Genomic DNA, 25,628 nt, shown 5'->3' on the forward strand with positions numbered 1-25,628 from the left:
GGTTGCGTTTCTCCCATTCCGCTTCCTGTAATTCTGTTTTTAGCAATTCCTTTTGAAATGATGTATTGAACCGTAGATTTTGCTCTTCTGTCCGATAATCTTAAGTTATAGTTATCTGATCCACGACTATCCGTATGCGATTTCGCATCGATAACCATGTTTGGATGTTCGTTCATTACTCTTACCAATTTATCTAACTCTTCTGCACCTTGAGCCGTGATGTTAGATTTGTCGTATTCAAAGTAAATAGCTTGTAAAATAACTTCTCTTTCTGTAATGATTGGTTTGATTGGTGTTAAACTAACCACAATCGTTTTTGGTCCGTTTTGAGATTTCTCCATTGAAGCCGTTCCGTTTTCATATCCAGATCTTGAAGCATTGAAATTATAAACTTGCTCACAATCCATACCGAACTTCGTTTCTCCCATTTCGTTTGAAACTTGGTTTCCTTTTTCGATTCCTTTGTTGTTTACTAAAGTAACACTTGCTCCAGAAAGTAATTTTCCTGATTCAGCATCTTTTACAACAACTGTTCCATCTACTCCACAAACCGCGTTAGCTTGGAAAATATCATCATTTCCATCTCTGTTACTTGAGAAGTAACCTACATTCTTTTGTAAGTTATATGAAAACGCGAAATCATCTTTTTGTGAGTTAACTGGCGCACCAAGATTGCTCGCTTTTTCGTTTGTATTGGTGTTGTATTTGAACGTATCGTATCCACCAAAACCTTGTCTTCCGTTTGATGAGAAGAATAAAATGTTATCATCTTGGATCGATGGAAAACTCTCGTTTGCTTCTGTGTTTACATTTGCTCCTAAGTTTTCTGGTGTTCCATATGTATCACCATCCACGCTTACTTTCCAAATATCTTCTCCTCCTAATCCACCTGGCATATCAGAAGAAAAATATAATGTTTTTCCGTCTTTGCTGATACTTGGGTTTCTTACTGAATACTCTTTGCTGTTAAATGGTAATGGTTTTGAATTCCCCCATTTATCTCCTTCTGCTTTTGTTGCTTTATACAAATAAATTTGACCGAATTTTAACTTTTTTGCTTTGTCCTTTTGGAATTCACTTTCGTTAAAACTTTCGCTTCCGTAGTACATTGCTGTTCCATCTGAGGTGATAGCTGCTGGTCCGTCATGCCATTTTGTATTTAGTTCTGTAACTTCTGTAGCTTGACTTAATGTTCCGTCTGCGTTTCTTGTTGCTTTGTATAAATCTAAATACGGTTGGTCGTCCATACCACTTTCTCTTCTTGCTGTGTTTCTAGCACTGGCAAAAAACACTTCGTTATTATTCGTTAAAACCGCTCCAAAATCAGCTTTATCACTACTTACATCTGATTTCACAGCCTCGTATTGCTTACTCTGATTTTTTAATTGTGCTAAATAGTTCGGATTGTTTTTAAACGCTTTCGCTCTAGCATCGTTTGGTTGCATTTTTGCAAATTGCTCCATTTGTGCATCGGCTGCTTTAGTGTTCCCTTCTGCTTTTAGCATTTGAGCATATCTAAAGTGTGTTTCTGCATCTTGTTGTGTTTCTACAGCTTTTGCATACCACGTTACCGCTTCTTTTGTATTAAAAACATTGAAGTAACTATCTCCTAATTGTTTGTATATGTATCCATCGGCTTTGCCTTTCTCAACTAATTTCGAATAAGCCTTAGCTGCATCTACATACTCCAATCTGTCGTATAATTTGTCCGCTTCTTTAGTGTCTTTATTTTGTGCCATCAATCCTGTTGAAAGAAATAACGCACCTGCTAGTATATATATATTTTTCATATGTATTTTTCTTGGTTGGATAGATTAAAAATAACGTGGTGAACGTGATACTTTTTTACTAAAGTTAACATCAAACAACAAGATTACCTCGTGAGATGATGGTGTAGTTACTTTTAAATCTGAAACGATATGATCGTATGCGTAACCAATTTTTAATGATGGTGTGATGGCATAATTTACCATAGCTCCAAAACTGTCATCTAACCTATAAGTTGCGCCAATTTCGAATTTATCATAAAACATAAAGTTTGTTGAAACATCCCAAGAAGCTGGCGCTTCAAACGATGATTTTGCCATAAAAAATGGTTTGAATTTTATGTTCTGACTGATGTCAAACACATAACCTCCTGTGAAAAAGTAGTGGCTAGTTTCATTACCGTATGATCTACCTTTATAATCTAAATGGCTAGCTTTTAACATATTAGGAACTGATAATCCAAAATAGTATTTATTAGTATAATAAAAAGCTCCTGAACCAAAATTAAAATAACTATTGCTAATATTTGATAAAAAAGCATCATCCCCAGGATCTGGTAATGTACTTGCAATTTTTGTTTGAAAATCAACATTATGCAAAGTTAATCCGGCTTTTATCCCTAAGGCTAACTTGTGCTCGCCTCCTAATTTTAAAGTGTAAGAGAAATCACCGTAAATATTGTTTTCTTCAACTGGTCCAATCTTATCTGAAATTACAGACAATCCTAAACCTACATTCTTTCCTACTGGACTATGTCCGAAAAAAGTACTTGTTGTGGGTGCATCCTCTAATTCTATCCATTGTTTTCTGTGTAAAAGCCCTAATGATAAGCTTTCTTTACTACCAGCATATGCAGGATTCATTACACTCATATTATACATGTATTGTGTATAATGTGGATCTTGCTGCGCAGATACTTCTGAAAAGAATCCAATGCTCAACAATAAACCTAAATATATTTTTCTCATATTGATGTTGTTTAATAAAAACTACTCTTTTACCGCCTTGATAAAAGAGTAGAATTATTCTCTTTCTTATTTTTGCTCTCTATTAATGTAAATCCAACCCGTTCTCATATCTCCAGATGCTAACTCAATAACATAGTAGTATGTTCCGTCTGGCATCTCGCCTCCGCCCATAAACTGACCATGCCAATCGTTATTGTAATTCGTTTTACTATAAACTTCCTTACCATATCTGTTGAAAATCTCAACCTTATTAGCAACTAACTTTAGATAATCATTCTTATTATCTCCATTCGGTGAAATACCTTTTTGGATGTCGCATAACTCAACTTTAACAGTCATTGTTGTTATAGAAGCACATTCTGAAGGATCAGGTGTAAAGGTGTAAACTATACTACCATCTATAGATGTATTAACTACAGCTGGAGACCAACTTCCTTCAATTGAATTGTTTGAAGTTGTTGGTAATGTAACATTAGCATCTCCAACACATAAAGTTTCTACTGGTGTAAAACTAGGTGTCGTACTAGGATTAATTGTTACAGAAATAGTAACAACTTGAGAACATTGTCCTGCATCCGGTGTAAACTGATACGTTGAAGTACCAACACTAGCTGTATTAATAGCCGATGGATTCCAAACTCCTGTAATACCATTGATTGATGTTGTTAGTAATGCTGGAGCAGTACCATTTAAACAAATACTTGCAATCGCAGGAAATGTTGGAACAATTATTGGATCAATAGTAATATTCATCGTAGTACCAACTCCACATTGTCCAGGATTAGGCGTAAATGTATATGTTGTCATACCAGCAGTACTTGTATTAATAGTTGCTGGACTCCAAATACCCGTAATGTTATTATTTGAAGTTGCTAATAATGTAGGAGCAGTTGCATTTTGACAAATATTTGCAATTTGTGTAAATGTAGCCGTTACAAATGGATCGATTGTAATTGTGAAATTACTTGAGTTTGTATGAATACAATTTGCTAAATCTTCAGGGTAAGTATAAGTTACCACATATGTTCCAGCAGTACTTGTTGCAAGAGTAATTATTCCTGTTGTTGCATTTAAATCTAAACCTGTTCCTACATAACTAAAAGTACCACCTGAAGTAAATCCAGCTGCTAAAGCAGGAGTTGGATTAGTTGTAGATGTAATACAAACCGGAGTTGTATAAGTAAAGTCAGTAACTGCAGTTGTATATGGTACTGCATTCATTGTAAATGAAATTGGTGCAGAATAACAATTGTTTATTAAATCATGAACAATAAAACTATGACTTCCAGGAGTTAATCCAGTAAATGTAGTATTTGTTTGATATGGACCGTTGTCTACACTGTACTCATAACTTGATGCATTAAGTATGTATTGACCTAAATTCGAATAATTTTCAGGATCAGTAGTACTCCAATCTGCAGGATTCCATGTTGCACTAGGAAGTGATGTTGCACTTGCTAATCTTCTGTAAGTATAACCTGATTGTCCAGAAGGAGTAAAAGTACTTCCATTTGTAGCTCCCCAATTATCAACAACAACATTAGCAGATGTAGTTAATTTAATATTGTCATTTTCATTAACACCTTGAGTACAAGTATTCAAAGTTAAATTAGGAGTAACGCCTGGAATATTTGCAGCATTATTTATTTTGATAACGAATGTTGAATTATTTGCAATTGTTCCAGACAGAGCATTGTCACATGGTAACGAATATGGTAAACCGCCACCTGTTGTATACATTTTTAATCTATATCCAGAAAGGTTAATTGGAGCTCCTGTACCATTAAACAACTCAACATAAGTTAAAATTCCAGTACTAGCATCAGTAACTTCAGATATAAATAAATTTGTTGGAACAGTACCTCCTACTGCAACTGGAGCAGTAATATTAATTGAACCTGTTTGTATAGCACAAGTTGGTTGCGTTAAATAATCAAACGTTGGTGTAGGAATTGAAATAATGTTTACTTTGAATAAAACTTCAGAAGAACAAATACCATTTGAAGCATACACATAAATCGTTTGATTTGTAGTAATAACATCACCTGCATTTAAAGGTCCAACACCACCAGTTGTTGTAAAATAATTCCCAACTGTTAAAGCAGGTAATATGTAACTATTACAAGCATTTACATCTTGTTTATATGGTAATACTGGCGAAACTAATATTTCTACTGTTTTAGTAGTTGTATACAAATCACATCCTCCATTTGCAGGAATTGTCATTGTAACAGTATAAATACCTGGTTGTGCTAAACTTGGGTTTAAATTTCCAGAAATTGGATCTAATGCATATTGTAAACCTGTAGGTGTAGCGCTGAAATAAGGATTTGGTCCAGAATTTCCTGTTACAATAACTGGGTATGTATTAGCGTCTGAATTACAAAATATAGCATTATTAGCATATGTTATAGTAGCATCTGCAGGTTGTGTTACCGTAACTAAAACACTATGTTCAATAGGATCATTAGTGTAAGGAGGTAAATTATTTGGAATAACAGTATTTGTTACAACATATGTACCACCTGTACTCGCTGCAAAATTTATTACCCCAGTCGATGGATTAATTGACAATCCAGCTGGTGAAGATGTAAATGTTCCTGCCGAACCACCACTTACAAAAATTGGTGAAGCAGGACTTTCATCCTTACAATATGTTGGTGCTGAATAATGAAAATCAGCATTATAACATGTCGGAATAGGTTGATTTGTTACAATAGAGATAGTACCAGGATCATTCGCGTAATTTGTAACCATCAATATATAAAACTCACCAGCAATTACAGGTAAAGTAAAATTCTCTACTGCAGCAGCAGAAAAACTACATCTTACAGGTGTTTGATTTGGTACATCATTACAACCAATTTGTTTCGTAGCATAAGGCCCCCAAAGTGCATAATCAACATCTCCTGAAGTTTGCGAAATATTACAAGTATATGTTCCCGTAACACCTGCTTGAATGAAAAAGAATTTCACATTAGGTGAAGTTCCTAAACACTGATAATTACCAAAATTAATAACATCAGTAGAATTAGTATAAGTAACTCCTGCACATAATGGATCAGCTCCTGAACACGATACAGAACCAATACACAATTTAAAAGGATTTGATGTTGCTGTTGAAGCGTTAGTAATTAATCTTATGTAATATGTTTGCCCAATCGTTAATCCATTTGCAACATGACCTTCGATTGCATTACCTACAACAGTTGGTCCTTGCACAGTTGCAGTTGTTCCACATTGAATCAAAGTTAAACTTGAACAAGATCCTGAATATAGAGCCATATCAATAGAACCCATCAATCCAGTTGGACCTTCCATTTGAACAGTATGTGTTGTACTTGTTGCAGTAAATTTATACCATGTGTCATTTGCATTTGCATTACAACTTCCAGTAGTAATACTTGGTGTAGCTCCTTTTAAGTCAACATAATTTGGATTAGTACATTCTAAATCTGTATTAACAACAGCTTGTATCGCATTTATACAATTATCATTTATTGGAGTAGTTGAAAAATTAATTCCATCTGTCCAGAAACTTTTGTCTGAACTAGAACAAATAGCTCTTACATAAACTGTATAAGCCGTTGAAGGAAGTAAACCAGGGAATGTAATTGTTGTTGTTGAAAAACTACTTCCTGTAGCAGTAAACACAGGAACATTTGAACCTGCAGGCAATACTAATACTTGCCAACCTGTTGCCGTTCCAGATTCTGTCCAAGATAAATCAATACTTGATGCTGTAATGTTAGATACTATTACAGAAGTTGGTTTCGGACATGTAATTGGTGGGGTACAATAAATTGTAGCATCCCATCCTGCACTCACTACTGAAGCGTTTGATGTAAATACAAATGTTAAACATCCACTTGCTGATGTAGCTGAAAATGAAGGTGGTAAATTTGTACCTGTATAAGTTCCAATAACTGGTGAAGTAACTAAACCACCATCTCTAATAACTAAACTATCCCCAGCCGCAACATCAAAACTGTTAAATACGACAGTTACAATATCTCCAGGGTTAGTAGGACAAACTGTTGAAACTATATTTTGACTATTCGTATAATTTCCTGTTGCTCCTCCATTGTCATAAAAATGATCTCCCGCACAATAGTTTGGTGTTGTACAGAAACTTCCTTTTACAGACCAGAAACTAAATTCAGTTGCTGAACATCTTGCTCTTACATAAACATCATAACAAGTTACCGAAGTTAACCCAGTAATTTGATATGGACTTGCAAAATTTGTTATTGTTCCTACTGAACCAGCGGTCGGAGCTGGTGAACCAGCAGGTAATACCAATACTTCCCATTGAGATTCTGTTGCACCATTAGTCCATGTTAGCTGAGCAGCATTATATATAATATTAGAAAATACTAAGTTATCCGGTTTAGGACAAGTAATTAAATCTAATTTTACATTATCAATTGCAGCTGGAGGTTGATTTCCAAGTGTTGTATTATTTTTCCATTCAAAAACTACACGCATAGTTCCACCCGCATAAGGTGTCGCATTTAAAGTATAGTTTTGAGTTGTAAAATTTGAATTTGAAACTAAATCATTACCGACCTTGATTTTGTTTGGAGCAGCTGGAAGTATTGGAATTTGAGTTCCAGCAGTAATCACTGTAGAAGTTGGAACAGTCCAAACTCTTAAATAATCATTAACAGCTTCTCCATTTGAACGCCAATCAAAAGTAAAATCCAATTGAGTAGCTCCAGCCGGAATTATAAAATCTTTATAAGCATGAGCTGTAGATCCAGCTGTAGTATTATATGTATTTGTTGTCCCGTTGGTATCAGTAACATATAGTGCATGTGTTCCACCATTATTAATACCAGTACCAACAGCCCAAACATTTGGTTGTGTATTATTATTAGTTAATGTCCAACCCGTTAATGTTTCAAAACCATCTGTAAAGTTTAATGCAGTAGCAACTTGAGGTAATGTAAATGTAAATGGTCCAGACCAAATACTAAAATTACCATTATTACAATCTGATCTTACATAATATTGATAAACAACACCTGGTATCAAACTGGTAGCTAAATATGGATTTGTAGTGGTTACTCCAGGTCCTGTTGGTAAACCAAAAGGCGCTGGTGCTAATGCTACTTGCCATGATGTAGTACCTGGAACATCTGTCCATGACAAATCTGCAGATGTAGTAGTAATATTTGTAGCCGTTAAAGCAGTTGGTTGGTTACAAAAAGCTTGTTGAATAGTTAAAGTATATCCAACTGTTCCCGAACTTGAAGATATAATTATATAATAAGTAGTTCCAGCAACAACTGGAAATGGGTTGATATTTCTTGGAAGAGAATTTCCGTTCGCAACTCCAGCTAAACAAGTTGCACCAGGAGATCCTGGACATGCACTGTAAACATGTATACTTGAATTAGCATTAGTTGGCGATAACATTATAGCAACGTTACCTGTAAATGTTGGTGTAAATGAATAAAACACATCATTACCTTGCATGTAATTAGTTGCCGATCCACTACAAGTTATTGGTTGTGTAATGTCATTTGTATCTAAATAATTAGCCGTATTATCCATTGTCACATAAGGTAATAATCCAGGTACAAATGTAGGACCTACAAGACCTCCAACTACAATTGGACCCGCACAAGTATCTCCAAAAGATGCTGTTTGAAAACTTCTTGGTCCGAACCAATCACTTTCAAAACCTCCAGTACAAACTGAACGAACTTGGAACTTATATAAAGTATTTGCTAATAATCCCGTAGCTAAAAAGTTAACATTAGTAGTTGCATTGTGAGTAACATTTCCTAAAAAAGGATCTGCAAAAGGAATAACCTCAAGTTCCCATTGTGTAATTCCAGGAGGCGTTCCCCAACTTAAATTTGCTGTTGAAGTAGATTCATTTGCTGTAGCTAATGGCCCAATTGGAGCATTACATTTTTGTACAACATTCATATTATCAATTAGCCATCTGTCACCATTGTCATTTGTCATAACAAAGGCAATATAAATTTGTGTACCTGCAGGGTAAGATGCTGCTAAGTCAACAACTTTTTCCTCATAAACGTTGGCAGTTGTAGTTAATGAAGATTCATCCCAAGAAACAAGATTGGTAAAACTTGCAGGGTTAGTTTGAGAAGTAGTTGAAATTTTTATATCAAATAAACTTCCCTGATTCCCACTTTGAACCGTTTTTGTAAAAAAACGCAATTGTCCATTTGCAGGAACTGTAATCAAATTGGTAACCATCCAGTCAATAGCAAATGTTCCATCTGTAACATTTTCTCTATTAAGTAATGCAGATTTACCAACACCGCCGTAAGTGAATGCGGCTAAACTGGTTTCTCCCCAACTCTGACCTGAACCTGTACCGGTTTCAAAAGTTGCCCAGTTAGCGGGCGTAGTAGGCGGAAATGTTGCTCCTTCAAAATTTTCAGTTTGACCGAAAACATTTAAACCAGCGAACATAAACAATAGTAGTAATAGTTTTTTCATTATAGTTTAGTAGTGATTAATTAATATCTTTAACTTAACAAAAGTATGAATTATTGTGATATATTGCATATATATCGGCAAAATGCATGTTTCATCGATAAAAAGCTTTATTTAACTAAAATATTTTCTTTAAATTTGTAAAAAAATCAACGTTTTGAGTACAAAAAAAATTTACTTCGCTTCAGACCAACATTTAGGAGCTCCAACCCCAGAAATTAGCTTTCCTAGAGAGCAAAAATTTGTGCAATGGTTAGATGAAGTCAAACAAGATGCAGAAGCTATTTTTTTACTTGGCGATTTGTTCGATTTTTGGTTCGAATACAAAACGGTTGTACCTAAAGGATTTGTCCGAGTTTTAGGAAAATTAGCCGAAATAAAAGATTCAGGGATTCCTATTTATTTTTTTGTTGGAAACCACGATTTATGGATGGGAGATTATTTTGAAAAAGAACTAAACATTCCCGTTTATCACGATAACAAAGAATTTACTTTTAACGGAAAAACTTTTTTAATTGGTCATGGTGACGGAAAAGGCCCTGGCGACATGGGTTACAAACGCATGAAAAAAGTATTTACCAATCCGTTTTCAAAATGGTTGTTCCGCTGGCTACATCCTGATGTTGGTGTACGATTAGCGCAATATTTATCAGTTAAAAACAAATTGATTTCAGGTTCTGAAGATGTGAAATTTTTAGGCGAAGACAACGAATGGCTGGTACAATATTGCAAACGCAAATTAGAAACCAAACATTATGATTTTTTTGTTTTCGGACACCGCCATTTACCTATGGAAATTCAATTAAACGAACAATCAAAATACATCAATTTAGGTGATTGGATTGGCTATTTTACGTATGGTGCTTTTGATGGCGAGAAGTTTGAATTGAAAAAGTATTAAAAACAATTTTATTCTGAAACGCGAATTTGCGTTAGGGATGGAAGCGGTATCCTTTTTAATTTGATTGCCATAAAGCAAGGCAAATTTAAAAGATATAGCGTACAGCCCGACCCTTGTGGTAACGCCCAAAAACTTACTTTTCTATTTCTAAATCTCTGAATTTTGGTGAAGCAACAGCTGTGGTTCCTACAACCAAAATGGTCATTATTCCACCAAAGACAACGGCATTTACTACGCCAAATAATTTGGAAGTTAAGCCACTTTCGAAAGCGCCTAATTCATTAGATGAACCTACGAAAATGGAGTTTACCGAAGAAACTCGACCGCGCATGTCGTCTGGTGTATAAATTTGTAAAATCGTAGAACGGATTACGACAGAAAAACCATCGGTAACACCGCTTAAGAATAAAGCCACCACTGAAATCCAGAAATTCTCTGATAATCCAAAAACGATGATACAAATTCCAAATCCAAAAACGGCTAGTAATAATTTTTTTCCGGTATTTTTTTCGATGGAAAACATCGTAGAAGCCAACATGGTTAATAATCCACCAATGGCTGGTGCGGCTCGTAAAATCCCGAAACCTTCTGAACCGACTTTTAGAATATCTTGTGCGAAAATAGGCAATAACGCCACTGCTCCACCGAATAAAACCGCAAACATATCTAATGAAAGTGCGTTTAAAATAATTTTATTTTGAAACACAAATCGGAGTCCGGCCTTCAAACTTTCGGAAACGGGTTCGCCAATTTTTTTATTTAAGATGGGTTTTTTACTGATTTGCAACAACACAATAATCCCTAAAACAATCGAAATTGTCACGAAAATCATCGAGTTGAAAACACCAATTCCACCGATTAAAAACCCTGCTAAAGCTGGACCAATAACGGCTGAAACTTGCCAAGAAGAACTACTCCATGTCGCGGCATTTGTGAATTGCGATTTCGGAACAATTAATCCCAACAAACTAAAAATAGAAGGAATAATAAACGAACGAATGATTCCACCTAAAAATACCAAGGCGTAAATCGCATATAAAAAAGGTTGCTTTCCGATAGTTGAAACGGTTTCTGGATGAACCAAAAAACACAACAAAATACTAATGGTTAACGTTCCTAAAAAACATTTGACCAACATGGTTCTTTTCTCGGATTGATCTACAATATGTCCGGCAAATAACGCCATTGTTATCGCTGGAATCACTTCCATTAAACCAATTAATCCGAGTGACCACGGGTTTTTTGTAATGCTGTACACTTCCCATTCAATCAATACAAATTGCATCGACCAAGCTAATACTATAGCTAATCGCATCAGGATAAACCAACGAAATTCTGGGATTTTTAAGGACGAAAAGGGATCTTTTTTTGTCATAGTTTTTTATGAACCGCAAAGGTCGCAAAGATTTTTTTATTTTATACTAATTTTATGATTTAGCTAACATTATCTTATATCTCTTAATTGCAGTTGCAAACTCACGTTTCCATTCCATTCGTTTTCTTCTACTACATAAACGGCTTCGAAAGGATTTCTGTTTTTTACTATGGTAATTTTCTTTCCTAATCCGAAACCTATTCCATTGAAATTTGGTGAGCCATTTTGTTTTACGAAGACTTTCAAATGTTCTTCATCGTTTCCTAATGTTTTCGCATAACCTGAATCGACAACATTTTTCGACATAAAAACAGGTGTCATATTTTCTGGTCCGAAAGGTTCGAATTGTTTTAGAATGCGCATAAATTTTTCATCGATATCCGAAAAATCCATTTCAAAATCCACTGAAATTTCAGGAATTAATAAATCGGGATGAATGGTGTTTTTGACTTCATTTTCGAAAGCGTTTTTAAAATTCAGATAGTTTTCTTCTTTTAAGGTCATTCCGGCTGCATACATATGTCCGCCAAATTGCTCCAAATGTTCTGCGCAAGCTTCCAAGGCATTATACACATCAAAATCTTTTACCGAACGTGCCGAAGCTGCCAGTTTATCTCCACTTTTCGTAAAAACGACGGTTGGACGATAATAATTTTCTACTAATCGAGACGCTACAATTCCGATGACACCTTTGTGCCAACTTTCTTGATACACAACAGTTGAAAAGCGTTCGGTTTCGTTATTTTCTTCAATTTGTAGCAAGGCTTGTTTGGTAATTTGCTTGTCTAAATCTTTTCGATCCGAATTATAACCTTCAATTTCAGAAGCAAATTGTTCGGCTTGTTCTAAATTATATTCGGTTAAAAGTGCTACCGCTTCATTACCGTGTTTCACTCTTCCCGCCGCGTTAATTCTGGGTGCGACGATGAAAACGACATCGGTAATCGTTAAGACTTTTTTTTTCACATTCTGAATTAAAGCTTTAATTCCTGGTCGCGGATTAGTATTTATGACTTCCAAACCAAATTTCGCCAGCACACGATTTTCTCCAGTCATTGGAACAATATCGGCAGCAATTGCTGTGGCAACTAAATCTAAATAAGGAAGTAAATCTTCAATGGTTTGATTTCTGTTTTCGGCTAGAGCCTGAATCAATTTAAATCCGACACCACAACCACATAGTTCATCATAAGGATAACTACAATCAGCGCGTTTTGGATCTAAAACGGCAATCGCATCTGGTAAAAATTCGCCAGGTCGATGATGGTCGCAAATGATAAAATCGATGTTTTTTTCTTTCGCATAATTCACGTGGTCGATAGATTTTATGCCGCAATCGAGTGCGATAATTAGCGACACATCATTGTCTTCCGCATAATCGATTCCCATATACGAAATTCCGTAACCTTCGTTATATCGATCTGGAATATAGGTTGCAACATTTGGATAATAACTTCGCAAATAGCTTGAAACTAAGGAAACGGCAGTTGTTCCGTCGACATCGTAATCGCCAAAAACTAAAATATTTTCGTTATTAGCAATGGCTTTTTCGATACAAATTACAGCTTTGTCCATATCTTTCATGAGATACGGATTGTGTAAGTCTTCTAAAGTGGGTCTGAAAAATGTTTTGGCTTGTTCGTAGGTTTCAATTCCCCTTTGAACTAATAAAGTAGCGATAGTTTCGTCTACTTGAAGGGCGTTTTGTAAGGCTTGTACTTTTTCTTTTTCTGGCTTTGATTTGATGGTCCAACGCATAATAATTTGAGATTTACGAGTTACGATTTATGATTTTGGCGAATAGTATTATTTACAAATTTATAAAAATTAAACATATAAGTCATATAAGTTTATTTATTTACCAAATAACTTACATGTGCTAATTTATAACTTTAAAAAGCGCATATAAATTTTGTCTACGACAAAATTACAACATCCATAAAGCAAGAAAACTTATATGACTTATATGTTTAAAAAAGCTATTTCTTCTCTAGAGCCACACTTTCAAACTGAATCCCTTCCCAACCAAAAATCATGAAATTTCTAATGTTTTGATGATCTGTGGCGTCTGGTGTATTTAATACATCTTGATAGAAATCACCGAATAAACTCAACGTTTCTTCTTTGGTTAATTGCTGTAATTGTGCAAAAGCAAAAATTTTACACGAACCATTATTTTCACCAGCGTTATTGATTTGATTCCCGTTTTTGAAAGTCGTAGGTGTGAACGTATAATTTTCATCAATGTGAGCGATGGTTTCTGGAAAAGAAACAAATTGATTACTCTTTATTTTTTCTATGAAATTTATTAAACTATTCATCTTTTGATTTTTTTTCTTTTTCTGAACTTTTCCCACCAACAACCACAACAATTTCACCTTTTGGTGGTTTCGCTTCAAAGTGTTTTAAGACTTCTTCGGCTGTTCCGCGGATAGTTTCTTCGTGTAGCTTGGATATTTCTCTGGAAACAGAAACTGGTCTGTCTGCGCCAAAATATTGGATAAATTCCGCTAAGGTTTTTAGTAATTTATGTGGAGAAACGTATAAAATCATGGTTCGAGTTTCTTCGGCAAGAGCCAAATAACGCGTTTGTCTCCCTTTTTTATCAGGTAAAAATCCTTCGAAAATAAATTTATCGTTGGGCAAGCCACTATTAACCAAAGCTGGTACAAAAGCTGTCGCGCCTGGTAAACAATCCACTTCAATTCCGTTTTCCACACAAGCGCGTGTTAACAAAAATCCAGGATCCGAAATGGCTGGAGTTCCTGCATCAGAAATTAAAGCAATCGTTTCACCACCTTTTAATCGAGTAATTAAATTCTCCACCGTTTTGTGTTCGTTATGCATGTGATGACTGTGCATGTGTGTAGAAATTTCAAAATGCTTTAGTAATTTTCCGCTAGTGCGTGTGTCTTCAGCTAAAATTAAATCAGCTTCTTTTAGTACGCGAATGGCACGAAAAGTCATGTCGTCTAAATTACCAATTGGCGTGGGAACTATGTATAATTTGCTCATAAATTTAAGAATGAAAGGTTCTCGATACATTCCGATTCATTCTTCATCGGAACACTCGAACTGACGATTGTTGCAAAAATTTTATTTAAATTTATTTTCAACAATTTCTAAAAATCGAACTTCAAATTCTTCTTTATTTTCCCAATTGTTATAATCTGGTTTTACGAAATCTAAAACGAAAGATTTTGCTTCGTCCCAATTTGTAAAGGTGTTTAGTTGAGAAATTACGCGGTTTAAATCGTCTCCATTTCCAGCAAATAAATTTTTCTCAAAAGCAATTTTATCGTTTAAACCTAAAACAATCGCTTTCCCAGTTGGAACAGTTTCCGTTTTAGCTCCGCTCGATTCGGCTTCGCCTCGGGTTGGTTCTTCTTTAACTTCAGCAACAACTTCTTCTTTAACAACAAGTTCTTCTTTTGTAACTACTTCTACTTCATCAGACTTATCTAATTCTTCTTTTACTTCTCCAGGAATTTCTTGTTCTTCTAAAGTTACTTCCGGTTGAACCGCTTCAAAAACGGGTTCTTTAATTAATTCTTCAATGATTGGTTCGTCTTTTTTAACGAACATCGTAGCTTGATAATCGTGCACCAAAATATCATCCATAGAAATTTGTTTCGAAACTTTAGTTCCAATAATTTCCGGATTTGAAGTCATTTCTTTCTTCTCTTTTTTGTCTTCTACAACTTCATTTTTTGTTTCTTCAGCAACAACTTCTTCTTTAACTTCTTCTTTTTCGGTTGCTGAGCTTGTCGAAGTATCTTTTGCAGGAAACGCTTCATGAGAAATGTCATTTTTCTTGAAAAGCTCTTCTTTAATTTGTGCAATATGTTCTTTAGAAGCCATTTCTACTTCAATATCTCCATTTCCTGGAAACGCTTCGTGAGAAATGTCGTTTTTCTCAAAAAGTTCTTCTTCAATTTGGGCGATATGTTCTTTGGAAGCCAATTCCATCATTTCTTCTTCCTCATCTTCCACCTCAATAGTTCCAACCACAATTTTGGCTACTTTTTCTTCAAAAAGCGCTTCAGAAAATTCTTCATTTACTAAAGCTGTATTGGCTTCGTAAAATTTCAATAGCGTTAATTGTTCGTACAGTTTTTTAACCTCTTCATGTAATTGAATAGTTTCTGTATGGTTTTTTAGCTTTAATAAACGGTGCGCTATGCTAATTAATTCGCCTTCAATTTTTTTCTTCATAACTTTTTGTTTGTGTTGAACTTTTATAGCGGTGATTTTTATATTTTTGTTATAATTACAAAGGTAAAAGAAAAAACGTGTTTCTGTTAGTTGTAAAAAACATTTTTATATCAATTTTTCAACACAGATAATCACAAATTTTCAGAACTTAAATATTTCATTAAAGTTAATTAATGAAAGCTGGGTTTTGTTTCAAAATTCTTTGTTATTATTGTAAAATTAATTTTAGAAAAAAGAAAAATGTTTCTCGAAAATACGGTAAATCAGGAAGAACAGTTTGGTTGGATAGAAGTTATTTGCGGTTCGATGTTTTCAGGCAAAACCGAAGAACTGATTCGTAGATTAAAAAGAGCCCAATTTGCCAAGCAAAAAGTGGAGATTTTTAAGCCTGCAATTGATACCCGATATGATGATGAAATGGTGGTTTCGCACAACAAAAACGAAATTCGTTCTACACCAGTTCCGGCTGCTGAAAATATTAGAATTTTAGCACAAGGTTGTGATGTGGTTGGTATTGATGAAGCCCAATTTTTTGACGATGAAATTATAAATATTTGTAACGATTTAGCCAATAGCGGAATTCGTGTAATTGTCGCTGGTTTAGATATGGATTTTAAAGGCAATCCGTTCGGACCAATGCCAGCGCTAATGGCAACTGCCGAATATGTAACGAAAGTTCATGCCGTTTGCACCAGAACAGGAAATTTAGCCCATTATAGTTTTAGAAAATCTGCTGATGAAAAATTAGTGATGCTTGGTGAAACGGAAGAATATGAACCTTTGAGCAGATCTGCCTATTACAAAGCGATGCGCGAAGAAAAAGAAGAGTAAATGAAAATAAATTCAGCTATTTTAACTTCAGCAAATTTAAATTTCTCCGATTCAGGCATTGAATTTGACCATATTTCTATTGATAGTCGTAGTTTACAAAACGGTAACGCAACTTTGTTTTTCTGTTTAAAAGGACAAAATAACGACGCCCATATTTTTATTGAAAGCTTAATTGAAAAAGGCGTACAACATTTTGTAGTAGAATATATTCCTGCAAATGTAGCTGGAAAAGCACATTTTTGTGTGGTCGAAAACACAACAAATGCCTTACAAAATTTAGCAAAAGCATATAAAAATCAATTCCAAATTGAAACGATTGGAATTACTGGAAGTAACGGAAAAACCATCGTAAAAGAATGGTTGAACTTTTTGTTGAGTCCCGATTTTTCTGTCGTTCGAAGTCCGAAAAGTTTCAATTCGCAAGTTGGAGTGCCACTTTCTATTTTCGGAATTAATGAAAATCATACGTTAGGGATTTTTGAAGCTGGAATTTCGTTAAAAGGCGAAATGCAAAAATTAGCAGAAATCATTCAACCGAATATTGGAATTTTCACACATTTAGGCAACGCACACCAAGAAGGCTTCACTACTGTTGAAGAAAAAATTATTGAAAAATGCCAATTGTTTAAAGATTCTGAAATCGTGATTTTAGAGAAAAACGATTGGATTGAAAAACATATTACAGCTCCAACTTTTACATGGAGTTTTGAAGATACAAAAGCCAATATTTTTGTGCTTAACAAAGTCAAAAACAACTTAAAAACCACCTTAGAAATTCAGTTTAAAGACGAAACCTTTAAAGTTTCATTGCCATTTACAGATGATATTTCTATTGAAAATGCAATAACTTGTATTTCAACTTTGTTGTATTTAAAAACGGATATTTCCGTAATTAAAGAACGTGTTTCGAAACTATACAATATCGAAATCCGCTTACAAGCCAAAAAAGGAATTAACAATTGCTTATTGATTGACGATAGTTTTTCAAGCGATTATCAATCCTTAAAAATTGCCTTAGACTTTTTAGAACAACAAAAACTGCATCAGAAAAAAACCATTATTTTATCGGATATTTTTCAAAGTGGATTGAATGTGAAAGAGCTTTATAGTAATGTTATCAAGTTGTTACAACAAAATAATATTACTCAAATTATAACCATTGGAGAAACTATTGGAAACTATTTTCAAGATTTGCCTCATGTGATTTCTTTTGCGAATACGAATGCGTTTTTACAACAATTCAATACCGATTCATTTAACAACGAAACCATTTTAATTAAAGGCGCTCGTAGTTTTAACTTCGATGAAATTGTCGTTTTATTGGAAGAAAAAGTTCATGAAACGGTTTTAGAAATTAACTTGGACGCGCTAACTTCTAATTATAATTTTTACAAAAAAAGGCTAAAAAATTCTACCAAAATTATGGTGATGGTGAAGGCTTTTGGTTATGGAAATGGTGGTTATGAAATTGCGAAACAACTCGCACATTTAAAAACGGATTATTTAGGTGTGGCTTTCGCCGATGAAGGAATTGCGCTTCGAAAAGCTGGAATTACAACACCAATTATGGTTTTGAATCCGGAAATTAGTAGTTACAAATCGATGATTGCTTATCATTTAGAACCTGAAATGTATAATATTTCTGGTTTGACCTCTTTTATAGATTTAGCCAAAGAAAAAAACCTCAACGCGTATCCGATTCATTTGAAGATTGATACCGGAATGCATCGTTTGGGATTTGAAGAGGAAAATGTTTCTGAATTAATTTCGCTATTACAACACAATAATTTTGTAAAAGTAGCGAGTATTTTTTCACATTTAGCGGCAACAGATAATTTAGATTTTAAGGATTTTACTTTACAACAAATTCAATTATTTGAATCGATTTCTAATCAAATTTCAACCACATTAAACATTCAACCGATTCGTCATATTTTGAACACTTCAGGCATTTTTAATTTTTCTGAATACCAATATGAAATGGTGCGTTTAGGAATTGGAATTTATGGTGTTGGGAATTCTGAAGACGAACAAAATTCGCTTCAAAATGTGAGCACTTTAAAAAGTATTATTTCGCAAATAAGAACGGTTGAAGCAAATGATAGCATAGGTTACAGTCGAAAATTTATGGTAAAAAAAGAGATGCGAATTGCTACGATTCCAATTGGTTATGCTGACGGAATTAGACGTGCTTGGGGAAATGAAAAAGGATTTGTTTCCATCAACAACCAAGAAGCGACAATTTTAGGCAATGTTTGTATGGATATGCTAATGGTTGATGTGACACATATTAATTGCAACGAAAGAGATGAAGTTATTATTTTTGGCGAAAATCCGCATGTAACTGAAATTGCAAAAGTTTGTCAGACTATTCCGTATGAGATTTTAACGAGTATTTCGCAACGAGTGAAGCGAATTTTCTACAAAAATTAAAAAAATTGTTAAAAATTTATTTAACTTCGTGATATACTAACTAAAAATTATAGAATTATGGGAATGATGTCAGAATTTAAAGACTTTATTGCAAAAGGTAATGTAATGGATTTAGCGGTCGGAGTTATCATTGGTGGTGCTTTTGGCGGAATTGTAAAATCATTAGTTGATGATGTAATTACTCCAGCCTTATTAAATCCAGCATTAAAAGCAGCTCAAGTGGAAGATTTAGCTGGATTAAAAACCGATGGTGGAATTTTATATGGTAAATTCTTAGCGGCTGTTATTGCGTTTTTAGTTATTGCATTTGTTATCTTTTTATTAGTAAAATCGGTAAATAAAATGAAAAAACCAGAAGAAGCACCTGCACCAGCTGGACCAACTCAAGAAGAATTATTGACACAAATTAGAGATTTATTGAAAAAATAATTTCTATTTAAAATATAGATTGAAGAATCCGAAGGCTTTTGTTTTTGGATTTTTTTTATGCCTACGCGGATTTGACTGATTTATTTTTAAATGCTTTGCGGTAAATTTTTCAGATAGATAAAAAACAAAAAAGGCAACCTCAATAAAGAGATTGCCTTTTTACAAATAAATTAAACTAAAACTTAAGCAGTAATTTCTTCAACTTCTGGTTTTGATTTTCTGTCTCTTAACCAATATTTTACTCTTTTTACCAAGTAGAACATTACTGGAACCATAACTAAAGTTAGTACGGTTGCATATGTTAATCCGAAGATAATTGTCCATGCTAATGGTCCCCAGAAAATTACGTTATCACCACCCATATATAAATGTGGGTTGAAATCTGTAATTAAAGAGAAGAAATCGAAATTTAAACCAATTGCTAACGGAATTAATCCTAATACTGCGGTTAAAGCTGTTAATAATACTGGTCTTAAACGAGATTTTCCAGATTCGATAATTACTTCTTTTATTTCTTCTAAAGTTAAATCGTCATGGCTTTTCATGTTATTATCAGCTACTTTTTTGTCTAATAACAATACGAAGAAGTCCATCAATACGATTCCGTTTTTCACTACAATTCCGGCTAGCGAAATAATTCCCATCATGGTCATCAGGATAACGAAATCCATATTCGCAATCACATATCCGTAGAAAACTCCACTGAAACTTAATAATACTGTGAATAGAATTACTAAAGTTTTAGAAACCGAGTTAAACTGTAATACAATAATAATCATAATTCCTGCTAAAGCTAAGAAAAGCGCATACAATAAGAAACTTTGGTTTTTTCCTTGTTCTTCTTGCACTCCAGAAAACGAATAGCTTACCGTTTTTGGTAATTTGTACGTTTCTAATTCAGCAGCAATTTGTTTCGTAATTTCATCACCGTTGTAACCTGTCAATACATTAGAATAAACCGTCATAATACGTTTTTGGTTTTTTCTTTTGATTTGATTGTAAGTGGTTGTTTTATTCGTTTTAGAAACTGCCGAAATTGGCACTTGCTGTATTTGACCATTATTCTGATTACGGAATGTTAACGACTGATTGAACAATACGTTTTCATTTTTACGTTGGTCTTCTTGCATACGCATTGTAATGTTATAATCGTCATCACCTTCTTTGTAAGTAGAGATTTCCTGACCATAAACTGAACGACGTAAATTGAAACCTAATTGACCAGTAGAAACACCTAAACTTCCAGCGCTTACTCTGTCCACTTTCACTTCTAATTCTGGACTTTCTTTGTTTACATCAACACTTAAACGCTCAATACCTGGAATGTTTTTAGAATTGATATAAGCAATCATTTTATCTGCTTCAATTAACATTTCTTGATAATCTGCTCCTGTTAATTGTACACTAATTGGATAACCAGCTGGCGGTCCGTTTGCATCTTTTTCAACAGTTACAGTTGCGCCTGCAATACCTTTTACTTTCGCACGAATTTCATCTAAAACCTGAGTGGTATTGATTCCTTGACGGAATTTATACTCTGAGAAATTCACTGTTACTTTACCTTTATATGGTGTTTCAGAAGCGGAACCTGCATCAACATTCGGGTTACCAGCACCAACTCCAACTTGCGAAACAATACTTTCTGCTAAGAAATTTTTGTTCGTTTTTGGATCTACATATTTATTTAAAATCTCAATCACTTGTTTTTCAACAAAAAGTGTCGCTTTATTCGTTTTTGAAATATCTGTTCCTTGTGGATACTCGATATAAGTAATAACTTGATTTGGAATATTATCAGGGAAAAACAATACTTTTCTCGGGAAAATTCCTAATAGAATAAATGAGAAAAATAACATTCCAATAATTCCTGCTAAAGCCAACCAAGCTCTTTTTCCAGTTAAAATTTTAGCTAAAAAGCTTTTATACTTGTTTTCCATTTTAGGAAAAAAGTTATGCTGGAAATCTTGTGTCCATTGGTACAATTTCAGTTTATATAACCACATTAATACTAATGAAATTACTGCTAAATGCCCAATCGCTCTTACAAATTTTATACCAGCTAAATTTCCGATAAGAATGAAAACGATAGCGATAACACTAAAAATAATAGTGTATAATTTTGCCGATTTATTAGAAACATTTCTGTCTTCTGTATCCATAGAACCTCCCGTCATAGCCGCATTTACTACCATCGCTACGAATAAAGAAGCTGTAAGAGTTACGGACAATGTAATAGGGAAATATTTCATGAATTTACCCATAGTTCCAGGCCATAATAAGAATGGTAAAAACGCCATTAATGTAGTTGCTGTAGAAGAAATTACTGGCCAAGCGATTTCACCAATACCAATTTTAGAAGCATGAACTCTATCCATACCTTTTTTCATATTGGCAAAAACGTTATCCACAACCACAATTCCGTCATCTACAAGCATACCTAATCCCATTACCAATCCGAAAAGCACCATGGTATTCAGTGTTAATCCGGTTGCTGATAAAATGGTAAACGCCATTAACATCGAAAGTGGAATCGCTGCTCCAACGAATAATGAGTTTCTTAACCCCATTGTGAACATTAACACAATCATTACCAACACAATTCCGAAGATAATGTGGTTGGATAATTCGTCAACTTGGTGTTCTACACGAGAAGATTGGTCGTTTGAAAGTTCTAATACTAAATTAGACGGCAAATACGATTCTTTCGCTTTTTCTAATTTTTCTTTTACTTGTTCAATAGCAGAAATCATGTTTTGATTCGAACGTTTTTTCACGTTCAACATCACTACTTCTTTTCCTTTTTCACGAGCGTACGTTGTTTTTTCTTTTTCTTTGAAACTTACAACGGCAATATCTTTTAAGTAAACTGTTCCACCGAATGATTTTACAATTACGTTTTCTAATTCTTTTGGATCTTTGATTTCTCCAACAATTCTAATATTATTACGAGAACCTTGAGAAATTAAATTTCCTCCAGAAAGCGTCATATTTTCATATTTAACTGCATTCTGAATTTCGTCAAAAGAAACTTGAGCTGCAGTCATTTTGAAAATATCTACTGCAATTTCTACTTCTTTATCGTCTACACCTAAGATGTCAACTTTTTTAACTTCTGGGATTTCTTCAATATCATCTTGAAGTAATTCTCCATATTTTTTAAGTTGTTGTGTCGTATAATTTCCTTTCAAGTTGATGTTCAAAATTGGCACTTCTTCCGAAATATTCAATTCAAAAACATTTGGTTCTACTTTACTTCCATTATCTAAATTTGGCCAATCTGTATCTGCTTTTATAATATCTACTTTGTCCTTAACTTTAGATTTGGCTTCTTCCACTCCAACTTTATCACCGAATTCAACGATAATCATTCCGTAATCTTGGAATGAACTTGACGTGATTTTTTCTACTCCAGAAATGTTTTTAATTTCTTTTTCAAGAGGTTTTACAATTAATTTTTCCACATCTTCCGCAGAGTTTCCTGGGAAAACTGAAGAAATATATATTTTATTTTCAATAATTTCTGGGAAATCTTCACGTGGCATTGTTATATAGGCAATAACTCCTGTAATAACAATAAGCAATGTCAAGATATATACTGTAACTCTATTGTCTACAGCCCAACTCGATATTCCGAATTCTTTACTTTGATGACTCATATATTTTGGTTTCAAGTTTCAAGTTTCAGGTTTAAGTGTTTTAAAAACAACCTGAAAATTGAACAATTATTTTTAGAAATTTAATTTCATTCCGTCAGAAATAGTGTTTACACCTTCAGTAACTACAACATCATTTGCAGATAATCCAGTTAAAACTTCTGTTACATTATCAGATGATTTCCCAATCGTTACAATTACTTTTTTAGCCACTGCTTTTTTACCATTTACATTTGTAGCTACGAAAACGAACTTGTTTTTCTCACCATCTTCTTGAACCACATTTGTTGGAACAACTAAAGCATTTTTAGCTGTATAATCAATGATTTTAAGTTTAGCAACTTGGTTTGGACGTAATAAATTATCTGGATTTGGAACGCTTACTTCGATACCAAAACTTCTGTTACTTGGGTTGATGAAACTTCCAACCTGACGTACTTTTCCTTTATATGTTTTTCCTAAAGAAGTTAAGAAAACATCTACAGTTGTACCTACTTTTAATTTTCCGATATATGATTCAGGAACCGTTGTAGAAACAAACATATTTGATAAGTTTACAATTCTCATTAAACCTTGTGGATTTGGAGAAACTACTTGTCCGCGTTCTACGAAAACCTCATCAATTGTTCCTGAAAAAGGCGCACGAATTAATGTTTTTGAAACCTGAGCTCTCATTTGTGCAACCGATTTTTGTGCAGAAATCATTTGAGTTTGTGCTTGTAAATATTGAATTTCAGATCCAATTTTTCTATCCCAAAGATTTTTTTGTCTTTCAAAAGTAGTTTTAGCTAAAGCATATTGATTTTCGATACTTGCTAATTGCTGAGACATTCCTGCATCATCAACTCTTCCTAAAATTTGACCTTTAGAAACTCTTTGACCCGCTTTTACATTTAAAGAAGTTAATGTTCCGCTAAATTCTGGTTGCACTAAAATATTTTCTTTCGTGTCAACACTTCCTTGAATTTCTAAATAATGATTGAAAACGGTATCTTTTACAGTTAATACAGAAACTAACGCTTCAGATTCTGGAGCTTTTCCACCACCTAATAAAGCAGCGTCAATTTTTGCAATTTCTGCTTGAAGTTCTGTTTTTTTAGTTTTTAATGCTGTTAAATCTTTATCTTTAATTAAGTCGTCTGTAGATTTTCCACCACAAGCTACTAATAAAAGACTTGTTGCTAGTATTAATATTTTTCTCATATCTAAATTAATTTTATAGTTAGTTTAATAATTTTTCTAAAGTTGCTTTTTTGTTTACGATTTCAAGCATGGCTTGTAATACTTCTTGTTGAGCTGTATATAATTGTTTTTGTGCTTCTGCAAAGTCAAAACTAGAAGACAAACCTTCTTTAAACTTCACTTGTTGTTTGTTTTCAATACGTTCTGCTAATTTTAAATTGGCTTGTGCATTGTTATATTGATTGATACTGTATTCGTAATCGCTTTTAGCTTTTTGATGTTGCAATTTCAATTTTTGTTCTGTTTCTGTCAACTGCGTTCTTGATTTTTCTAAATCAATTTTTGCTTGTTGTACACGAGAACTTCTTGCACCACTACTGAAAATTGGCACCGTTAATCCAACACCAAGATTAGAATAATTACTCCATTTTTGATCAGCATTAAAAAATGTAAATTCGTTTGAAAACGCGTTATAACCGAAGTTTAATTGCGCTCCTAAAGATGGTAATGCTTTACTTTTTTCTAATTTTACTATTAATCTTTTGCTTTCTTCAACGTTTTTCCCAATTTGATAATCGATATTATTATTCACATTGAATTCCGATGCTAAAACTTGTAAATCGATATTTTCTTGAGTTAAAGTTTTTAAATTGTCTGATAAAAGAATCGGATCATCTAAATTAATTCCCAATAATAATTTCACCATGTTTAAAGCAATAACTCTTTGTTTAGTAACATTTTCTAAAGCGTTATTTACAGAGTTTAAAGTAATTTGAAGTTGTTCGATGTTTTCTTCTTCAATTAAACCGTTTTTATAAATCTCTTTAGTATCTGAAAGAATTTTCTCTAAAACCACTTTATTTTTATTGATAATTAAAATACTTTCATCTGCTAAAAGCACATTTCCGTAAGAATTAATTACAATTTCTTTAATTTCCTGATTGGTTTTAACTTGTGCATTTTCAGAAATTTTTAAATACGTTTTCGCCGATTGTAATCCAACCAAATACGAACCATCAAAAATTAACTGACTTAATGTTAAATTACCAATTGCAGTGTGTTTTGTTCCAAAAGCTAATAATGTGATATCATTAGGATCTGCCATTGGATTGAATGCGTTTCCGGCCGCTCCTTGTTTTTGAAATTCAAAAGTGTTTTGATAATTTACCGAACCGTTTAATTGTGGTAAACCCATTGTCGTAGTTTCCCATTTTTTTTGCTTGGCAATTTCTAAATCTCTATTGGCGTTTACTACGCTGTAATTGTTCTTTTGTGCTTGCTCAATTGCTTGTTTCAAAGTGAAACTAGAAGAAGTAGTTTCCGTTTGCGAAAACACGCTTATTGATGCTAAAAGAAAAAGAAATAATTTAAAATTTATTTTCATTCTATCTGATGTA

Annotated in this window: 15 protein-coding genes; 4 read left to right on the forward strand and 11 right to left on the reverse strand. The window is 33.7% G+C overall.

Annotation, left to right across the window (positions count from 1 at the left end; all coding sequences use genetic code 11):
• The 3 genes from BMX42_RS14115 to BMX42_RS14125 form a co-directional block, all read right to left on the reverse strand.
• A partial coding sequence (locus BMX42_RS14115) for an OmpA family protein (RefSeq protein ID WP_091310947.1) occupies window positions 1-1,790 on the reverse strand: 1,790 nt, incomplete at its 3' end.
• A 24-nt stretch (window positions 1,791-1,814) separates the two neighbouring features.
• Window positions 1,815-2,735: a PorP/SprF family type IX secretion system membrane protein gene (locus BMX42_RS14120; RefSeq protein WP_091310950.1), complete on the reverse strand. Its 921-nt coding sequence runs from the start codon at window positions 2,733-2,735 to the stop codon at window positions 1,815-1,817.
• A gap of 66 nt (window positions 2,736-2,801) precedes the next feature.
• Window positions 2,802-9,215 carry a fibronectin type III domain-containing protein gene (locus tag BMX42_RS14125; protein WP_091316003.1) on the reverse strand — a complete coding sequence of 2,138 codons (6,414 nt, stop codon included), beginning with the start codon at window positions 9,213-9,215 and terminating at the stop codon, window positions 2,802-2,804.
• Between the two features lie 145 nt (window positions 9,216-9,360).
• Between BMX42_RS14125 and BMX42_RS14130 the strand changes: the two genes are divergently transcribed.
• Complete coding sequence (locus BMX42_RS14130; RefSeq protein WP_091316006.1) at window positions 9,361-10,113, forward strand: UDP-2,3-diacylglucosamine diphosphatase; 753 nt, start codon at window positions 9,361-9,363, stop codon at window positions 10,111-10,113.
• Between the two features lie 133 nt (window positions 10,114-10,246).
• Here the strand turns inward: BMX42_RS14130 and BMX42_RS14135 are convergent, their stop codons facing one another.
• The 5 genes from BMX42_RS14135 to BMX42_RS14155 form a co-directional block, all read right to left on the reverse strand.
• Window positions 10,247-11,488, reverse strand: a complete 1,242-nt coding sequence (locus BMX42_RS14135; RefSeq protein WP_091316009.1) for an MFS transporter — start codon at window positions 11,486-11,488, stop codon at window positions 10,247-10,249.
• Between the two features lie 69 nt (window positions 11,489-11,557).
• The gene (recJ, locus tag BMX42_RS14140; protein ID WP_091316013.1) at window positions 11,558-13,246 is read right to left on the reverse strand and encodes a single-stranded-DNA-specific exonuclease RecJ; all 1,689 of its coding nucleotides are present in this window, start codon (window positions 13,244-13,246) and stop codon (window positions 11,558-11,560) included.
• A gap of 221 nt (window positions 13,247-13,467) precedes the next feature.
• On the reverse strand, window positions 13,468-13,809 hold the full coding sequence (locus BMX42_RS14145) for a HopJ type III effector protein (protein WP_091316071.1): 342 nt from the start codon (window positions 13,807-13,809) through the stop codon (window positions 13,468-13,470).
• Window positions 13,802-14,503 (reverse strand): 16S rRNA (cytidine(1402)-2'-O)-methyltransferase, encoded by a 702-nt coding sequence (gene rsmI, locus BMX42_RS14150; protein WP_091316068.1) that lies wholly within the window; start codon window positions 14,501-14,503, stop codon window positions 13,802-13,804. The genes BMX42_RS14145 and rsmI overlap by 8 nt, the downstream gene beginning before the upstream one ends.
• An 81-nt stretch (window positions 14,504-14,584) precedes the next feature.
• Window positions 14,585-15,703, reverse strand: coding sequence for a hypothetical protein (locus BMX42_RS14155; protein ID WP_091316016.1), 1,119 nt, complete (start codon window positions 15,701-15,703; stop codon window positions 14,585-14,587).
• Window positions 15,704-15,943: 240 nt separating this feature from the next.
• Here BMX42_RS14155 and BMX42_RS14160 point away from each other — a divergent pair, with 240 nt between their 5' ends.
• Genes BMX42_RS14160 through mscL form a run of 3 tightly spaced genes read left to right on the forward strand, consistent with a single transcriptional unit; the run spans window position 15,944 to window position 19,396 of the window.
• Window positions 15,944-16,534, forward strand: a complete 591-nt coding sequence (locus BMX42_RS14160; RefSeq protein ID WP_091316019.1) for a thymidine kinase — start codon at window positions 15,944-15,946, stop codon at window positions 16,532-16,534.
• Window positions 16,535-18,967 carry a bifunctional UDP-N-acetylmuramoyl-tripeptide:D-alanyl-D-alanine ligase/alanine racemase gene (locus tag BMX42_RS14165; protein WP_091316022.1) on the forward strand — a complete coding sequence of 811 codons (2,433 nt, stop codon included), beginning with the start codon at window positions 16,535-16,537 and terminating at the stop codon, window positions 18,965-18,967.
• 57 nt (window positions 18,968-19,024) lie between these two features.
• Entirely contained in the window at window positions 19,025-19,396 is a 372-nt protein-coding gene (gene mscL / locus BMX42_RS14170; protein WP_091316026.1) for a large conductance mechanosensitive channel protein MscL, read from the forward strand.
• A 182-nt stretch (window positions 19,397-19,578) separates the two neighbouring features.
• Here the strand turns inward: mscL and BMX42_RS14175 are convergent, their stop codons facing one another.
• The 3 genes from BMX42_RS14175 to BMX42_RS14185 all read right to left on the reverse strand — a co-directional run bounded on the left by BMX42_RS14175 (window position 19,579) and on the right by BMX42_RS14185 (window position 25,615).
• Window positions 19,579-23,052: an efflux RND transporter permease subunit gene (locus tag BMX42_RS14175; RefSeq protein ID WP_091316030.1), complete on the reverse strand. Its 3,474-nt coding sequence runs from the start codon at window positions 23,050-23,052 to the stop codon at window positions 19,579-19,581.
• A gap of 72 nt (window positions 23,053-23,124) precedes the next feature.
• A complete protein-coding gene (locus BMX42_RS14180; protein WP_091316035.1) occupies window positions 23,125-24,252 on the reverse strand; it encodes an efflux RND transporter periplasmic adaptor subunit in 1,128 nt (375 codons plus the stop codon).
• 19 nt (window positions 24,253-24,271) lie between these two features.
• The gene (locus tag BMX42_RS14185) at window positions 24,272-25,615 is read right to left on the reverse strand and encodes a TolC family protein (protein ID WP_091316038.1); all 1,344 of its coding nucleotides are present in this window, start codon (window positions 25,613-25,615) and stop codon (window positions 24,272-24,274) included.
• Window positions 25,616-25,628: the final 13 nt, after the last annotated feature.

It is taken from the genome of Flavobacterium terrigena, assembly GCF_900108955.1.
GTDB lineage: Bacteria > Bacteroidota > Bacteroidia > Flavobacteriales > Flavobacteriaceae > Flavobacterium > Flavobacterium terrigena.

Coding starts and splice junctions, on each gene's coding strand:
- BMX42_RS14120 (WP_091310950.1), bottom strand. CDS start 2,735: ATGAGAAAAATATATTTAGGTTTATTGTTGAGCATTGGATTCTTTTCA.
- BMX42_RS14125 (WP_091316003.1), bottom strand. CDS start 9,215: ATGAAAAAACTATTACTACTATTGTTTATGTTCGCTGGTTTAAATGTT.
- BMX42_RS14135 (WP_091316009.1), bottom strand. CDS start 11,488: ATGACAAAAAAAGATCCCTTTTCGTCCTTAAAAATCCCAGAATTTCGT.
- recJ (WP_091316013.1), bottom strand. CDS start 13,246: ATGCGTTGGACCATCAAATCAAAGCCAGAAAAAGAAAAAGTACAAGCC.
- BMX42_RS14145 (WP_091316071.1), bottom strand. CDS start 13,809: ATGAATAGTTTAATAAATTTCATAGAAAAAATAAAGAGTAATCAATTT.
- rsmI (WP_091316068.1), bottom strand. CDS start 14,503: ATGAGCAAATTATACATAGTTCCCACGCCAATTGGTAATTTAGACGAC.
- BMX42_RS14155 (WP_091316016.1), bottom strand. CDS start 15,703: ATGAAGAAAAAAATTGAAGGCGAATTAATTAGCATAGCGCACCGTTTA.
- BMX42_RS14160 (WP_091316019.1), top strand. CDS start 15,944: ATGTTTCTCGAAAATACGGTAAATCAGGAAGAACAGTTTGGTTGGATA.
- BMX42_RS14165 (WP_091316022.1), top strand. CDS start 16,535: ATGAAAATAAATTCAGCTATTTTAACTTCAGCAAATTTAAATTTCTCC.
- mscL (WP_091316026.1), top strand. CDS start 19,025: ATGGGAATGATGTCAGAATTTAAAGACTTTATTGCAAAAGGTAATGTA.
- BMX42_RS14175 (WP_091316030.1), bottom strand. CDS start 23,052: ATGAGTCATCAAAGTAAAGAATTCGGAATATCGAGTTGGGCTGTAGAC.
- BMX42_RS14180 (WP_091316035.1), bottom strand. CDS start 24,252: ATGAGAAAAATATTAATACTAGCAACAAGTCTTTTATTAGTAGCTTGT.
- BMX42_RS14185 (WP_091316038.1), bottom strand. CDS start 25,615: ATGAAAATAAATTTTAAATTATTTCTTTTTCTTTTAGCATCAATAAGC.